The following is a 15,311-nucleotide window of genomic DNA, read 5'->3' as shown; positions in this document are numbered from 1 at the left end:
CCACCCTCGAGAGGTTGGCGCGGGCGAGCGCCTCGCCAACCTGGTCAGATCCGGAAGGAAGCAGCCACAACGAGCCCCGCTTGGGTCGATGTCCAACCTCTCACTTACGCGCAACGACTGCCGCAGGAGGGACTTTATGATTGTAGCAATGACCCTTCGGGCAGAGCGTTTCCGGGACTAACCCCCGCTCTTGCCTGAACATGTTACCGATGGGTGCGCGCCTGCCACCCTGATGGTTTCCTGTATCTGAACACAGGCAGAACAATGTCCAAAACACTTTCGGACCTGGGATGGTCCTCTCATTTTGCAGCCCAACATGCTGTGAACCCTACCTGCACACCGCATCGCATCAACGCCGTCCATCGTGATCGCCTGATCGGCCTGAATGCGCTGGGCGACACATCTGATCTGACCCCTGACCGATCAACCGGCGAATTTGCGGTTGGCGATTGGATCCTTGCGGATGATCAAAACCGCATTCGGCATCTTTTGGAGCGCAAAAGCCTCTTGCAACGCCGGGCCGCAGGCACCGGTGCGCAGGTTCAGCTGATCGCGGCGAATGTGGACGTGCTGTATATCGTCAGTTCCTGCAATGCCGATTTCAATCTGGCACGGCTTGAGCGTTATCTGGCGCTGGCGCATCAGGCCGGGTGCTATCCGGTTGTTGTCCTGACCAAGGCCGACAGCTGCCCTGACCCAGAGAGCTATGCCAGTCAGGCCAGTTCGCTGGCTCGGTTTCTGACCGTTCTAACCGTCAACGCGCTGGAGGCGTCAGAGATTGATCCGATCCTGTCCTGGTGCCCTTCCGGGCAAACTGCTGCTTTGGTCGGCTCATCCGGTGTCGGCAAAACCACATTGGCGAACGCCATGACTGGTCAGGCCGGGACAACGGCGGGGATCCGCGAGGATGACGCACGGGGTCGCCACACCACGACCCATCGTGCGCTTCACCCGATGCGAAACGGGGGGTGGCTGATTGATACGCCAGGAATGCGCGCCCTGCGTTTGATGGATGCCCAAGACGGCGTGGATGAGGTTTTCTCAGACCTTCTAGAATTGGCTGCAAGGTGCCGGTTCTCAGATTGCCAGCACCAGGCCGAACCCGGTTGTGCTGTACAGGAGGCGATTGCCAATGGCGTGATTGAGCCCGACCGGCTGGCGCGCTGGCACAAGCTTCGGCGCGAAGATCAGAGGAATTCCGAAACCCTCGCGCAGTCACGGGCACGTGACAAAGCCTTTGGCAAAATGGTGCGATCCGTCATGAATGACAAAAAGTCCCGCAGCAGACACTGAGCGTGACAGAAAGGCGCCTCGTTTTCAGGCAATCAACCGGGGCCAAACCGCCCGGTTTCTGCGGGCAAAAGCGCCAATATGACCGATCTCAGGCGCTCCGAATTCATTCGGAGACAACAGATGTCGCCGCGCCTTTGGTCCATACAGATCGGCAAGCCGCCAGACAGCGTCTGGCGGCACCATCTGGTCGTCCTCGAAGGTGAACAGGTCCACCGGCGTATTCGATTGCGCCCATCTCGCTTCGGGCAGAGCGTCACCGATCTGCGGCACATAATTCTGCGGCGCCGTGCACCAGCTACGCCATTGCCAATAGACCGGACCAGGCAAATCGGCACCGATCCCCACCGCTTTGCCCGGCAGATAGCCCAGCGCATTCACTGCCAGACGCCCATGCACATGCCAGAACATCCACGCCAGCCCGCGATAGGGCCAGGGATGGTCGGACAGAGTAACCAGCCCCGAACATACACAGATCATCCGGTCGATCTGATCAATGTCTGGCTGCACCGGCCCCAGCAAGCCGCCAAGGGAATGACCGATGCTCCACTGCAAAGCGTCCGGGAACCGCCTGCGCATCTCAGCCCGTGCGGCGGGCATGTCGACCAAGGCCCAATCCGCCATGGTCACCTCGGAGGTTTTGAGTTTGTCGCGCAGCGAATGCCCGAAATCGCTGTAGTCATAGGTCAGACAGGCCATACCCTGTTCGGCGGCCAGCCAACGGGCAAAATGCTGGTAATATTCGCGCGGCACTGCAGTTGCGCTGTGAATCGCCACGGCGACCTTCGGCTGGGTTTCAGGCAGATACAGCCGCGCCGACAGGCTGGCAGAGCCTGAGGCAAAATCAAAGTCCTTAGTCTGGACGCAGGGCGTGGTATCAAGCATGGCGCTTCCGACAAATTCTGAACTACTCGGTTCACTCAACAATCGGCCCGATTTCGGCCACCAGAGTCAAGATTTCATCAAGATGACCAAACGTCCGGTTTGAACCCCAACAGGTGGCTTGACTCGGGGTCTGCATAGCCGCTAGCGATGTGGTGATGGTTCTTGCCCCGGAATTGGGGCGGGATGAAAAGGGAACACGGTGCGGTCTGCCCCGGCGATGCCGGAAAGGGCCAACTCCGCGACTGCCCCCGCAACTGTAAGCGGTGAGCAATGCCGAAATACCACTGGCCCCAGGGCTGGGAAGGTCGGCAAAGCGACGACCCGCAAGTCAGGAGACCTGCCATCGTATCGAAACCGAAACTCGGGCGGGGTGTCCGGGCAGGTCGTCAGCGCGCTGTCACACCTGATCCTCACCCTTCGTCCTGCGCGCGGAGGGCGCATTATGATCTGGAAGACAAAGACACATGAATTCACCGCAACCGTCTGTCAGAGGACCGGGAAACCCTGCCCCGCCCTGGCCCGAATGGCACGCGCCATGGCCGAGGCGATGGCGACGGCAACGCCTGCAGCATCCAAAACATTCGAGGTCGAAGGCACTAGCGATCTGACCCATTGTACCGAAGGCTGCACGGCCCGTTTTCGGGCCCAATCAGAACAGATCAGGGTCTATTGCGGCACCAGTACGGACACGCCGACAGAAATGCTGGACGCCTATGGCGACATGATGTTCGGGCCGGAGTTCATCCAGAAATCCGCTGGTTTTCTGTCAGAACCACCCTGTGCGATGCTCGACGTTTCGACCCTGCCGCCGCGCAGCGACAGTATTCCGTATCAAGTGTCTGCCTGAATCAGGGAAGGGTTCGGGCCGGCAACCCGGCCCAGTCCTTTTGCGCGTCGGTTTCCACCGCGCAGGGCCGCACCGCACGCAACCGCCGAAGCGCTTGGCCAGGCGCTTCGCCGCATTCCACCATTAGCCGCATCACAACCATCCCCGAGCGACCGCACCCACCGCGGCAATGCACCAGCACCTTGCCACCGCTGGCAAGGACATGTTGGGCCGCCTCACTGGCTTGCGGCCAAAGCGCCTCAACCTCAGGCGTGGGGACGCCGAAATCGCGGATTGGAAGGTGAACCCAGGCAATCCGTTCGCACTGCAGGTCCGCCTCGAATGACAGCCCGCCGGAATGCTGGAACTCATCCGAGGTCGTCATCGAGATGACCAGGCCCGGCGCCCAATCCCGGATTACTGCGAAATCCCCAGCATAATCGCCCGTGACACCCGGCAGTGGGCACAGAGCGATCTGCCCTTTGCCCAATCCAAGAGGGTGAATTGCAAAACTCTCCAACACAGCTCCTTATCCTGCATCACCACATGGGGCTAAAGCCCCTCATGATTTACCGGCTCTGATGCAACTTGCCAAAACGAAATTCCTTTTCGCGCGCGGTGGACGCGGACGGCGGGGGTCTCTACGCTGCAAACCTGACACGAATCCAACAGAGCAGACATGACCGACACGCCCAGCCCCGCCTATCAGGTTCTCGCGCGGAAATACCGCCCGGAAACTTTTGCTGACCTCGTCGGTCAGAACGCAATGGTGCGCACGCTGAAAAACGCGTTCGAGGCCGACCGGATTGCGCAAGCCTTCATCATGACTGGCATCCGCGGCACCGGTAAGACGACCACGGCCCGGATCATCGCCAAGGGCATGAACTGCATCGGTCCTGATGGGCAAGGCAAGCCCACGACCGAACCTTGCGGCCAGTGCGAACATTGCGTCGCCATCATGGAAGGCCGCCATGTCGATGTGATGGAGATGGACGCCGCCAGCCGCACCGGCGTAAATGACATTCGCGAAATCATCGACTCGGTGCGCTATCGTGCCGCCAGTGCGCGCTATAAGATCTACATCATCGACGAAGTTCACATGCTTTCGACCAGCGCGTTCAACGCGCTGCTCAAGACGTTGGAAGAACCTCCTGCGCATGTGAAGTTCATCTTTGCCACGACCGAAATCCGCAAAGTCCCGGTGACTGTTCTGTCGCGGTGCCAACGATTTGACCTGCGCCGGATCGAACCCGAGGACATGATTGGCCTGCTCAATAAGATCGCAGCGGCTGAGAAGGCACAGATCGCGGATGATGCCCTGGCGCTGATCACCCGCGCGGCCGAAGGGTCGGCGCGCGACGCAACTTCGCTGCTGGATCAGGCAATCAGCCATGGGGCCGGTGAAACCAGCGCCGATCAGGTGCGCGCGATGCTGGGTCTGGCCGACCGGGGCCGGGTATTGGACTTGATGGAAATGATCCTGCGAGGGGATGCAGCAAGCGCGCTGACTGAATTGGGCGGGCAATATGCCGAAGGGGCCGATCCGCTATCCGTGCTGCGTGACCTGGCCGAAATCACGCACTGGGTTTCGGTTGTGAAGATCACGCCAGACGCAGCCGAGGACCCGACGGTTTCCCCTGATGAACGTGCCCGTGGTCAGCAAATGGCCGAGGCCCTGCCAATGCGCGTTTTGACCCGGATGTGGCAGATGTTGCTGAAAGCGCTGGAAGAGGTATCGGCCGCGCCAAATGCCATGATGGCTGCTGAAATGGCCGTTATCCGCCTGACCCATGTTGCCGACTTGCCCAGCCCCGAAGAGCTGATCAAGCGCCTGCAGGACAACCCGCCACCGCCTCCGAATGGTGGTCCGGGCGGTGGTATGGCCGTGCCCTCTCAGGCTCCGGTACCAGCGGCATCATCTTCTTACGTGTCCGCAACTAGCAGCCCCGCCGGCGCGCCTTCGGCGGCTCTGGCCCATGATATCCAATCGGCGCTGGCACGGTATCCGAGTTTTGACCACGTGGTTGAATTGATCCGCACCAATCGGGATGTGAAACTTCTGGTCGAGGTCGAAAACGGGGTGCGGCTGGTTTCTTACCAACCGGGGCGGATCGAATTCACCCCGACACAGAACGCACCCACAGATCTGGCAGCGAGACTGGGTTCGTCGCTGCAACGATGGACTGGCAACCGCTGGGCTGTGTCGATTGTAGCCGATGGTGAGGTTGCGACCATCGCCGAGATTCGAGACGCCGCCGAGCTGGCGTTGAAAGCAGAGGCTGAGAAACACCCGTTGGTTCAGGCGGTGCTCATGCAATTTCCGAAGGCACGCATCAAGCGGATTGAAACACCGGAAGAACGTGCCGCCAAAGTGGAAACCGAGGCGCTGCCCGAGGTCGAAGACGAATGGGACCCGTTCGAGGAAGACTGAAACCGTCCCATCTGACCCAACTGGAAACCTCCCGGGCCCAACGGGAGGAAAAGTCTGGCCAAAGGCCTTGACGACGGGCGGGAGCCAGCTCGGCCCTTGTGCCGCGCCGACCGCGCCCGTATTTAGGCGTCAAACCGGATATTAGGAGAATACCGATGCTCAAAGGACTCGGCGGCTTGGGTGACATGGCCAAGATGATGAAATCCGCACAGGATCTACAGACCAAGATGACGGATATGCAGGAAGAGCTGAATACCATCATGGTTGTCGGCGAATCCGGTGCAGGGCTGGTCAAGGCAACAGCCACGGCCAAGGGAGAGCTGAAAGGTCTCGATATCGACCCGTCAATCTTTAACGGCGACGACAAGGAAGTGGTCGAAGACCTGATCCTGGCCGCCGTCAAAGATGCTCAGGCCAAGGCCGCAGAACGGTCGCAGGCTGAGATGGCTAAGCTGACCGAAGGTATGGGCCTGCCCGCAGACATCAAGCTGCCGTTCTGATAGGCACTCCTGACGAAATACCGGCCGGGCCCAACTGCCCGGCCCTTATGCAGGAGCAAGCGCAGTGAGTTCGAACAGCGATATCGACAATCTGATCGACCTGATGGCCAAACTGCCAGGCCTCGGCCCACGTTCGGCCCGTCGCGCAGTGCTGCATTTGATCCGCAAACGCGCCCTTCTGCTGACACCGCTTGCGGACGCGATGCAACAGGTTGCCATCACTGCCCGTGAGTGCCTGAATTGCGGCAATGTAGGCACTTCGGATATCTGCGACATCTGCGATAGCGAAGTCCGCGCGACCGGAGAGCTGTGCGTCGTCGAAGACGTCGCCGACCTTTGGGCGATGGAACGCGCCGCGGTTTTCAAAGGCCGCTATCACGTGCTGGGCGGCACCTTGTCGGCATTAGATGGAGTCGGCCCGGATGAGCTGCGCATTCCTCGCCTCAAGGATCGGGTCACAGCCGAGGGGATCACCGAAGTCATTCTGGCGCTGAACGCCACTGTCGATGGCCAGACCACCGCGCACTATATAGCCGATCAACTGGACGGGCAGGTGCGCCTGACCTCGCTGGCGCAGGGCGTGCCGATTGGCGGCGAGTTGGACTACCTGGATGACGGGACGATTACGGCGGCGCTGAGGGCGCGGAAGGAGTTGTAGTTGAGCTTCGACACTTGGTCGAATTCAAATATCAAGTTTACACAAATACTGTATCCAGCCTAACATTCTACGCATCGATTAAGCAGATTTAGAATGCGTTTTTCATATGTTGAGATATATATTGAGGGCCCTGTTCGGATCATCGCGCAAACGATCCAGGGTGGTGCCCTTCCAACCAACTAAAAGACCTGCGATCACCAGAGCACGGCCGGTTCCGTCAAAGCAGCCGCCCTCGGCTTATCCAACCACACGGACTCTCAAAGGCAAGTGCCACGTAATCGACGGCGACACGATCGTGATAAGCGGCACCAAGATCAGGGTTGCCGGAATCGATGCGCCCGAGCTTGAGCATCCCTGGGGCAAGAAATCCAAGTTTGCGCTGATCAAGATGTGCAAAGGCATGGTGATCACAGCCGAAATCAAAGAAGAGGTTTCCTACGATCGGATCGTCGCCAAGTGCACGCTTCCAGATGGTACTGATGTCGCCGCAGAATTGGTTAAACTTGGACTGGCTCTGGACTGGCCCAAGTTTTCCGGCGGTGAATACGCGCATCTAGAGCCGGGCGATGCGCGAAAGAAACTCTGGCGGGCAGCCGCACGCCAAAAGGGAAACATGCGCGCGTTCCATTCCGAAGTAAAACCGAAACGCAATTCCGACTAGCTTTATGGTATCGCAGTGGCCCTGAGGACTTTGGAATAGCAAGGTAGGCCTTAGCCTCGGCACGATCTGGCTATTGAACAGGATGCGGTGGCAACAACGTAGAAGTTGCGATTACCCACCATCTCGCCTTTACCGCAAACCCTAACGAATCGGATCAAAAAGCGCGTCTTTGGCCGCGCAGTCCTTGATCACATCCCGGCCACACGGCACCGGATCAAGTTCGCGCGACAGGCACAGGCGCACCTCTTCGATATAGCCTTGTTTGCAGGTGACGGTGATCATGTCGCGCTCCAGGCCCGGATTGACCTTTAGAAACGCTTCTTCCACGACAGATGCGGGCAGTTTTACAGATGTGTCCAACTGGCGGAACACCTTTGGACGCTCGACCGACCCATAGGCCTGCCGCGACAAGGTGTAATAGTCCGAAGCGCTAAGGCCCGAGCAGGTGCCGTGCTTCTTCCACTGATGCCAGGCAAGGCCGGAACTGCCCTGAATATCTTCCATTTCACGGGTCATGGTTCGCGTCGGCGGGGCCTCGGCCGTGCGGCAATAAGATGGCCAGCCCTGATGGAATTGCGGCCAAAGCCCGTGTAGAATCCAGCCGTGATCATGCCGCACATCGCATTGATCGGACCCACGCCCGTCGCCTTCGCGCGCGCACCAGTTCGGCGACCAGCTAAGTGCCAGGACATAGTAGTCGAACGCCCCCGGTTTTTCACCCTCGGCAAGCACCGTCATTGCACTGAAAACCCATAGAACCAGCCAGCGCATTCGCCTCTTCCCTTCTTGCCCTGCCGCGACTATATACAGCCCAAGTTCCCCGACAACGGAAACCTGCCCCAAGATCACGGGGCCGCCGAATTCCGGCGACGGGAAAGATGTATGCATAGGAGACGGGCTGATGGCAAAACCGCTTATGGCCAAGGCAACAGCCGTATGGCTAGTAGACAACACAACGATCAGCTTCAAGCAGATCGCGGATTTCGTAGGAATGCACGAGTTGGAAGTGCAGGGCATCGCCGATGGCGACGTGGCCGCTGGCGTCAAAGGGTTCGACCCGATCGCCAACAACCAGCTTACGCAGGAAGAGATTGACGTGGCGCAGGGCAACCCGCTGCACAAGCTGAAGCTCAAGTTCAACCCCGCCGCCAGTGGCGAGGAAAAACGTCGTGGCCCGCGCTATACCCCGCTGTCCAAGCGTCAGGACCGTCCGAACTCGATCCTGTGGCTGGTCAAGTTCCACCCCGAACTCAGCGACGGTCAGATTGCCAAGCTGGTCGGCACCACCAAGCCGACCATCCAATCGATCCGCGAGCGGACGCACTGGAACATCTCGAACATGCAACCGATTGACCCCGTCGCTCTGGGCTTGTGTAAACAGTCCGAGCTGGACGCAATCGTGCAGAAAGCCGCCGCCAAGAAAGCCGCTGAAGGTGGCGTCATGAGCGATGATGAGCGCCGCAAGCTGGTTTCGACCGAACAGTCACTGGAAATGGACGCAGCGCCCAAAATTCCAACGGCGATCGAGGGTCTCGAGACCTTCTCGTTGTCTGATGACTCCCCCGAGGAGAAAGAAGAGCCGATCATCGACGCCGACAGTTTCTTCAACTTGCCCAAAGGCGAGGCCGAGGATGAAGACGAAAGCGATCCGCGTTTCTGATACGCAGACAGCCCCGGTCAAACTGGCCGGGGCTTTTTTGACGAGACTCTGATGCTGAACATACTGTCTGCCATTTTTGGCCCACACCGCGCCGTGACAATCTATGCCTTCCTAAGAACCTGGGGCCTGCTCGTGTTCGGTGTCGTAGGCGTTATCGCGGTTGCCGCAGCCCTGCTGTTGCTGAACGACGACGGCACGCATGAACACGAAGCCTTCATGACCGTCCCGGTTCTGTCCGCCACCGCTATCAACGGCGACCTCAAGAACGGGGTGATTGCCTCGGTACGTTTACCCGACGGGTCCGCGACGTCGATCACTTCGACCGAGGCCCCGATTTCCCAGACCGTCGGCCAAAGCGCCTGTGTCGAAAAGCGGGTCTATGTGGAAAGCGGTGAACCAAGGTATCGCTTCAAACTTCCGCGCTATTGCGAAGCAAGCTGACAAAGCAAAACCGCCCGGTGTCCACACCGGGCGGTTTTTCCTTCAGATCATCTGAAAGATGATCCCTGCGATCACTGCGCCGACTATCCCCAGGCCCAGATAGGTCACAAACACTTTCGGCCTGACCAGCGACCATACCGCAGCCATGGCCGGGATCGAGCTGACCGCACCCGCGATCATAAAGGACATTGCTGCCCCGGCGCTCATCCCCTGCTCCATCAGACCTGCCAATAGCGGCGGCGCGACGTATGAGTTCAGATAGGCCGGCATCCCAACAAGTGCCGCGATGATTATGGGCAACACGCCGTCTCCTCCGACCGCGCGTGCGATCAGATCAGCGGGTACATAATTGATCAGCAACGCCTCGAGAACATAGGCAAGCGCCAGCCATTTCAACAAGAACAGGCCGTTCCGAAAAAACTCGCTACGAAATCTATTCCGGCGCGCAGGGTCATGCCAGAATTTCCAGACCGGTTTGTCCTCTTGCTTAGGTCCACAACTGCCGCATCCAGTTGGTTGGTAGTTCCGCAAAGGTTGGGTCAACACACCGCTGCGCGTCATGGTGCGCACGACGAATCCGCCAAACAGGCCAAGTGCCACTGCGGCTACGGCTTTTCCGATAGCAAAGGGCCATCCCAATGCGCCAGCCGTAATCAATAGCGTCGGCGGGTCGATCAGCGGAGAGCTGAGCCAGAACGCCATAACCGCAGACAGTGGCGCCCCAAGCGCCAGTAAACCAGCAATGAACGGGATGACCTCGCAGGAACAGAATGGGGCCAACCCGCCAAATAGGGCAGCCAAAAGGATCATCCGCGTTTCGCGGCCTTCAAAGGCTCGGGCCACCATGACTTCGGCACCGGTGGCCTTGAGGTATGACAACAGCAGCACAGCAAACAGAATATATTGGCCGGTATGGGCCAGTGCCTTGCCGGCAAATGTTATCACTTCCGTTAGATTCCCTGGGTCGAGTATCGCCACCGCGATCAGAATGGCGACAATCACCGCCCATGGGGTTTTGATCAGGTCGAAGACAGCTTTGAACGGGGCCCGAGGGCTCTGAGTAAGGTCAGCCATCGTTTGCCGCCTTTCCAGTTTCGTCCGCACAACATTCCGACAGAATGAACTGCGCGAGGTTTCTGAGATGGTCATACCGGGCACGGTTGATCGTGGTGCGCCCGATCTTTTCCTGTTCGACAACATCACCGGCCGCAAGAAACCGGAGGTGATGGGCCAGCGTCGACGGGGCAATGCCGGTTCTCTCCTGGATTTCACCTACGGTGAGCCCGGCCTCTCCGGCGCGAACGAGTGTCTTGAGGACTTTCAGTCGCGCCTCTGACCCCATCGCCGAAAATCCTGCTGCAGCGGTTTCCCACATATCCACAACTCCAATAAACTAGATTTCTAGTTATATAGAGATATTGAAAGCTACCGTCAACAAATTCTGATCAGAATTCGTGAAAAGAGCGTGAGTCCAGATTGCTCAATCAATAAGGCCACTCTATAAGGTCTTATGGGGATATCAGTTGATACGTTCTTTCTAGAGCTGAATGGGCAAGGCACCTTGCAGGCCCAGATTCAGCAGATGATTGCAGAAGGCATCCTGTCAGGCCGTTTCCATGTCGGAGAAAAACTGCCCTCGTCGCGTAAACTGGCCACGCATCTGGGTGTCAGCCGGATCACCGTGACATTGGCTTATACCGAGCTGTTGGCCAATGACTACCTGACCGCCCGGGGCCGATCTGGGTATTATGTGTCGGAAAATGCGCCAGTACCGCCTAAATACACGCCCATCCAACGGGGCACTGAGACCGTGGATTGGGACAAGGCGCTGGCCCGCCGGTTTGTAGATTCGGATGTGTTGCCCAAGCCCTGGAATTGGCGGGACTATACCTATCCTTTTATCTATGGTCAGGCGGACCGAACCCTGTTCGATCATGCCAACTGGCGGCTATGTGCAGTGCGGGCATTGGGGCACAAGGATTTCGAATCGCTGACCCGCGACTATGTCGATCAGGACGATCCGCTGCTGATCGAGTTCATCGCCCGCCACACTCTGCCCCGCCGTGGAATCTCGGCCCGCCCCGAAGAAATATTGATCACACTGGGGGCGCAGAACGCACTTTGGCTGGCGTCGCGCATTCTGCTGACTCACAATCACACCGCCGTCATCGAAGACCCCTGTTACTATGCGCTGCGCAGCCTGTTGAACCATTGGGACTGCGCGGTCGTGCCCATTGGCGTGGACAAGGATGGCCTGCCACCCGAGGCGCTGCCCGATGAAACGGATGTCATCTTCACCACGCCCAGCCATCAGAGCCCGACAACCGCAACCATGCCGATCACCCGTCGCCGCCAACTTTTGGATCGTGCCCGGGATCTGGACGCAATGGTGGTCGAGGATGACTATGAATTCGAAATGGCGTTTCTGGGGGCGCCCTCACCCGCGCTGAAGTCCATGGACCGGGATGGACGTGTCATCTATGTGGGCAGCTTCTCAAAATCGCTGTTCCCTGGATTGCGCCTTGGTTACATGGTTGGATCCGAGCCGTTTATCCGCGAGGCGCGCGCGCTGCGCTCTTTGGTGCTGCGCCACCCGCCGGGCCACATTCAGCGCACGGCAGCGTATTTTCTGTCTCTGGGACATTACGATGCACAGATCAGGCGCATGTCCAAAGAGCTGTCCAAGCGGCGGGAGGCAATGGACAAGGCTATCGACGAATACGGGCTGTCGGTGGCGGGGCGCGGTGTGATGGGCGGATCTTCGATGTGGATGTCCGCCCCCGAACATGTCGACATGTCCCAGCTGGCACGCAGCCTGCAAAACCAAAGCGTTCACATCGAGCCTGGTACACCGTTTTTCGCAGGGCCGGATAGGCCACAGAACTTCTATCGGCTCGGATACTCATCCATCGCGCCCGACCGCATCGCTCCGGGCGTGAAGCTGATCGCGGATGCCATCCAAACGCAGTAGCCCGCGTCTGGACCTAATCCGCATTTCGTTTTGGACCTAACGCCATTCCGTCCCTTGGGCCACAACCGTACCCAAAGGCTGGGCTGATCGTCCGGCTTCATCCACAAATCCGCGGAGACAAATCAGATGAAAATGACCACCGAAGAGGCCTTTGTAAAAGTTCTGCAGATGCACGGGATCGAGCATGCGTTTGGGATCATCGGTTCGGCGATGATGCCGATCTCGGATATTTTTGGAAAAGCTGGCATTACGTTCTGGGATTGCGCACACGAAGGCTCGGGCGGGATGATGGCTGACGGGTACACACGCGCCACCGGCAAAATGTCGATGATGATCGCGCAGAACGGACCGGGGATCACCAACTTTGTTACTGCCGTCAAAACCGCCTACTGGAACCACACCCCGTTGCTGCTTGTGACCCCTCAGGCCGCAAACAAGACCATGGGTCAGGGCGGTTTCCAAGAGATGGAACAAATGCGCATGTTCGCGGACTGCGTCTGCTACCAGGAAGAAGTACGCGACCCTTCGCGGATGGCCGAAGTTCTGAGCCGCGTTATCACCAAGGCCAAGCGCGCCTCGGCACCGGCACAGATCAATGTTCCACGTGATTTCTTCACTCAGGTTGTCGATATCGAACTGCCTGCCGTAGTTGAATTTGAACTGCCTTCTGGCGGCGCATCAGCCGTTACCGAAGCCGCCGCGCTGCTGTCGGATGCCAAGAACCCTGTCATCCTGAACGGAGCGGGCACGGTTCTGTCTGCGGGCGGCATCGAAGCCTCGAAAGCACTGGCCGAGCGTCTGGACGCCCCGGTTTGTGTTGGCTACCAGCACAATGACGCCTTCCCGGGCTCGCACCCGCTGTTTGCTGGCCCGCTGGGTTACAATGGCTCGAAAGCCGCTATGGAGCTGATAAAAGAAGCAGACGTGGTTCTGTGTCTCGGCACTCGCCTGAACCCGTTCTCGACTCTTCCTGGCTATGGTATGGAATACTGGCCGGCGAATGCAAAGATCATTCAGGTTGACATTAACCCCGACCGCATTGGCCTGACCAAGAAGGTATCTGTCGGTATTGTTGGCGACGCAGCCACTGTTGCAACCAATATCCTGGCACAGCTGTCAGACACCGCAGGTGACGAAGGACGCGATGCACGCAAAGCGAAAATCGCGGAAACCAAGTCACGCTGGGCGCAGGAACTGACTTCGATGGACCACGAGCAGGACGATCCGGGCACAACCTGGAACGAACGCGCCCGAGCAGCCAAGCCCGACTGGATGAGCCCGCGCATGGCGTGGCGCGCCATTCAGGCAGCCCTGCCGAAAGAGGCGATCATCTCGTCCGACATCGGCAATAACTGTGCCATCGGCAACGCCTACCCATCCTTTGAAGCGGGCCGCAAATATCTTGCCCCCGGGCTGTTCGGCCCCTGTGGATACGGATTGCCATCTGTCATGGGTGCCAAGATCGGTTGCCCGGATGTGCCTGTCGTTGGGTTCTCGGGTGACGGCGCCTTTGGTATTGCTGTAACCGAACTGACCGCAATCGGCCGCGATGAATGGCCCGCAGTCACCCAGATCGTTTTCCGCAACTATCAGTGGGGTGCTGAAAAGCGCAACTCGACCCTGTGGTTCGACGACAACTTTGTCGGAACCGAACTGGACACCAAAGTGTCCTATGCCGGTATCGCTCAGGCCTGTGGCCTGAAAGGTGTCGTGGCCCGCACACAGGACGAGCTGACTGCAGCCCTGAATCAGGCCATTGAGGATCAGAAGAATGGGATCACCACGCTGATCGAAGCCATGATCAACCAGGAACTGGGCGAGCCCTTCCGTCGGGACGCAATGAAGAAACCGGTCGCGGTGGCAGGCATCAGCAATGACGACATGGAACCGCAGGCGGGGGTATAATCCGCGTGAAACCGCTGCGCGCCATTCTCGGGACGGCCAGCGCGTCGGACAAGATCATCGCCCTGTCAGAGGGCGATGATCCCCGCGTCGTGGAAGGTGCGGTCAGGGCCGTAAAAGAGGACGTTGCACGGATCATCTTGATCGGCGACGGGGCCAAAATTTCGGCCCTTCTGGATGCGCATGAAGGATTTGATCCCACTCGGATAGACATTCTTGACCCGGCGCATTCCTCAATCACCCCGGAACTGGCTGAAGCGCTGTTTAATCGCCGCAAGCACAAGGGCATGACCCTTGAAGAGGCAGTGCAACAGATCACCAACAGGCTGACCTTTGCCGCCATGCTGGTGCATCAGGGTATCGCTGACGGCACCGTGGGCGGAGCGGTTGAAACCACCTCTGACACAGTTCGCGCGGCGTTGCAGATCATCGGAACAGCGCCGGGTACAACAATGGTATCCAGCTTTTTTCTCATGCTGTTCTGTCAGGATCATCACGAGGTCAAAGGCGCGCGCATCTTTGCCGATTGTGGCCTGGTGGTGGATCCAAACGCCGAAGAAATGGCGGAAATTGCCCGCGCATCAGCCGCATCCTATTCAGCTTTGACTGGAAACACGGCGCGTGTGGCGATGCTGTCTTTTTCCACCTCGGGAAGCGCCGAACACCCAAAAGTATCCAAGGTCGTCGAGGCAACCCGGATCGCACGTGAAAAAGATCCGAACCTTCTGATCGACGGAGAGCTGCAGTTCGATGCCGCCTTTGTCCCCGAGGTTGCGGCGCAAAAGGCGACGGATTCGCCACTGAAGGGCGAAGCAAATGTCTTTGTCTTCCCCAGCCTGAATGCGGGCAATCTGGGCTATAAGATCGCACAGCGCATCGGAGGGGTTGAGGCAATCGGGCCAGTCCTACAAGGCCTGGCCAAGCCGGCAAATGATCTATCGCGCGGCTGTACGGCAGAGGACATCCTTCACATGATCGCCGTGACTGCTGTTCAAGCACAACATGGCGAAAACGGAATATAAGTCTCGACAAGTCCGTGAAAAACAAATTTTATTCCGGTTCCCGGCAATACTCGGGGGAATACCG

General features: G+C 58.6%; 16 protein-coding genes, 1 other RNA gene and 1 riboswitch. Of the genes, 12 read left to right on the top strand and 5 right to left on the bottom strand.

Annotation, left to right across the window (positions count from 1 at the left end):
- Positions 1 to 7 precede the first annotated feature (7 nt).
- Together ffs and rsgA are read left to right on the top strand one after the other, a co-directional pair.
- An RNA gene (ffs, locus tag AC2FJV_RS08585) (signal recognition particle sRNA small type) lies at positions 8 to 106 on the top strand.
- A gap of 158 nt (positions 107 to 264) precedes the next feature.
- The gene (gene rsgA, locus AC2FJV_RS08580; RefSeq protein ID WP_281995395.1) at positions 265 to 1,293 is read left to right on the top strand and encodes a ribosome small subunit-dependent GTPase A; all 1,029 of its coding nucleotides are present in this window, start codon (positions 265 to 267) and stop codon (positions 1,291 to 1,293) included.
- 24 nt (positions 1,294 to 1,317) lie between these two features.
- On the opposite strand, the gene AC2FJV_RS08575 is transcribed toward rsgA, so the two are convergent.
- Positions 1,318 to 2,175 (bottom strand): alpha/beta hydrolase family protein, encoded by an 858-nt coding sequence (locus tag AC2FJV_RS08575; protein WP_496713389.1) that lies wholly within the window; start codon positions 2,173 to 2,175, stop codon positions 1,318 to 1,320.
- A 139-nt stretch (positions 2,176 to 2,314) separates the two neighbouring features.
- Positions 2,315 to 2,534: riboswitch (cobalamin riboswitch) on the top strand.
- Positions 2,535 to 2,617: 83 nt separating this feature from the next.
- On the opposite strand from AC2FJV_RS08575, the gene AC2FJV_RS08570 reads away from it, so the two are divergent.
- Positions 2,618 to 3,022 carry a hypothetical protein gene (locus AC2FJV_RS08570; RefSeq protein ID WP_271949778.1) on the top strand — a complete coding sequence of 135 codons (405 nt, stop codon included), beginning with the start codon at positions 2,618 to 2,620 and terminating at the stop codon, positions 3,020 to 3,022.
- 1 nt (position 3,023) lies between these two features.
- Here the strand turns inward: AC2FJV_RS08570 and AC2FJV_RS08565 are convergent, their stop codons facing one another.
- Positions 3,024 to 3,524, bottom strand: a complete 501-nt coding sequence (locus tag AC2FJV_RS08565) for a protein-tyrosine phosphatase family protein (protein WP_496713387.1) — start codon at positions 3,522 to 3,524, stop codon at positions 3,024 to 3,026.
- Positions 3,525 to 3,680: 156 nt separating this feature from the next.
- Here AC2FJV_RS08565 and AC2FJV_RS08560 point away from each other — a divergent pair, with 156 nt between their 5' ends.
- The 4 genes from AC2FJV_RS08560 (at position 3,681) to AC2FJV_RS08545 (ending at position 7,251) form a co-directional block, all read left to right on the top strand.
- Positions 3,681 to 5,432, top strand: a complete 1,752-nt coding sequence (locus tag AC2FJV_RS08560; protein WP_496689908.1) for a DNA polymerase III subunit gamma/tau — start codon at positions 3,681 to 3,683, stop codon at positions 5,430 to 5,432.
- 155 nt (positions 5,433 to 5,587) lie between these two features.
- Entirely contained in the window at positions 5,588 to 5,932 is a 345-nt protein-coding gene (locus AC2FJV_RS08555) for a YbaB/EbfC family nucleoid-associated protein (protein ID WP_142636987.1), read from the top strand.
- A gap of 64 nt (positions 5,933 to 5,996) precedes the next feature.
- A complete protein-coding gene (recR, locus tag AC2FJV_RS08550; RefSeq protein WP_142636989.1) occupies positions 5,997 to 6,590 on the top strand; it encodes a recombination mediator RecR in 594 nt (197 codons plus the stop codon).
- A 295-nt stretch (positions 6,591 to 6,885) separates the two neighbouring features.
- Positions 6,886 to 7,251, top strand: a complete 366-nt coding sequence (locus AC2FJV_RS08545; protein ID WP_281995398.1) for a thermonuclease family protein — start codon at positions 6,886 to 6,888, stop codon at positions 7,249 to 7,251.
- A 141-nt stretch (positions 7,252 to 7,392) separates the two neighbouring features.
- Here AC2FJV_RS08545 and AC2FJV_RS08540 read toward each other — a convergent pair whose 3' ends face one another.
- Entirely contained in the window at positions 7,393 to 8,022 is a 630-nt protein-coding gene (locus tag AC2FJV_RS08540; RefSeq protein ID WP_496713420.1) for a ribonuclease T2 family protein, read from the bottom strand.
- A gap of 130 nt (positions 8,023 to 8,152) precedes the next feature.
- Between AC2FJV_RS08540 and AC2FJV_RS08535 the strand changes: the two genes are divergently transcribed.
- Positions 8,153 to 8,911 (top strand): DUF1013 domain-containing protein, encoded by a 759-nt coding sequence (locus tag AC2FJV_RS08535; RefSeq protein WP_142636995.1) that lies wholly within the window; start codon positions 8,153 to 8,155, stop codon positions 8,909 to 8,911.
- Between the two features lie 51 nt (positions 8,912 to 8,962).
- Positions 8,963 to 9,352, top strand: a complete 390-nt coding sequence (locus AC2FJV_RS08530; RefSeq protein ID WP_142636997.1) for a hypothetical protein — start codon at positions 8,963 to 8,965, stop codon at positions 9,350 to 9,352.
- A 42-nt stretch (positions 9,353 to 9,394) separates the two neighbouring features.
- On the opposite strand, the gene AC2FJV_RS08525 is transcribed toward AC2FJV_RS08530, so the two are convergent.
- Together AC2FJV_RS08525 and AC2FJV_RS08520 are read right to left on the bottom strand one after the other, a co-directional pair.
- Positions 9,395 to 10,426, bottom strand: coding sequence for a permease (locus AC2FJV_RS08525; RefSeq protein ID WP_271949736.1), 1,032 nt, complete (start codon positions 10,424 to 10,426; stop codon positions 9,395 to 9,397).
- Complete coding sequence (locus tag AC2FJV_RS08520; RefSeq protein WP_142637001.1) at positions 10,419 to 10,727, bottom strand: ArsR/SmtB family transcription factor; 309 nt, start codon at positions 10,725 to 10,727, stop codon at positions 10,419 to 10,421. The genes AC2FJV_RS08525 and AC2FJV_RS08520 overlap by 8 nt, the downstream gene beginning before the upstream one ends.
- A gap of 135 nt (positions 10,728 to 10,862) precedes the next feature.
- Between AC2FJV_RS08520 and pdxR the strand changes: the two genes are divergently transcribed.
- The 3 genes from pdxR to pta all read left to right on the top strand — a co-directional run bounded on the left by pdxR (position 10,863) and on the right by pta (position 15,247).
- Positions 10,863 to 12,323, top strand: a complete 1,461-nt coding sequence (gene pdxR / locus AC2FJV_RS08515) for a MocR-like pyridoxine biosynthesis transcription factor PdxR (RefSeq protein WP_496694149.1) — start codon at positions 10,863 to 10,865, stop codon at positions 12,321 to 12,323.
- Positions 12,324 to 12,449: 126 nt separating this feature from the next.
- A complete protein-coding gene (xsc, locus tag AC2FJV_RS08510) occupies positions 12,450 to 14,228 on the top strand; it encodes a sulfoacetaldehyde acetyltransferase (RefSeq protein ID WP_496689909.1) in 1,779 nt (592 codons plus the stop codon).
- Positions 14,229 to 14,233: 5 nt separating this feature from the next.
- The gene (pta, locus tag AC2FJV_RS08505) at positions 14,234 to 15,247 is read left to right on the top strand and encodes a phosphate acetyltransferase (RefSeq protein ID WP_281995400.1); all 1,014 of its coding nucleotides are present in this window, start codon (positions 14,234 to 14,236) and stop codon (positions 15,245 to 15,247) included.
- The last annotated feature ends 64 nt before the right edge of the window (positions 15,248 to 15,311 follow it).

This window comes from Ruegeria sp. CDSA241 (genome assembly GCF_059611265.1).
Note: the sequence above shows the minus strand (reverse complement) of the source record. Positions and strands in the feature narration are given on the sequence as shown.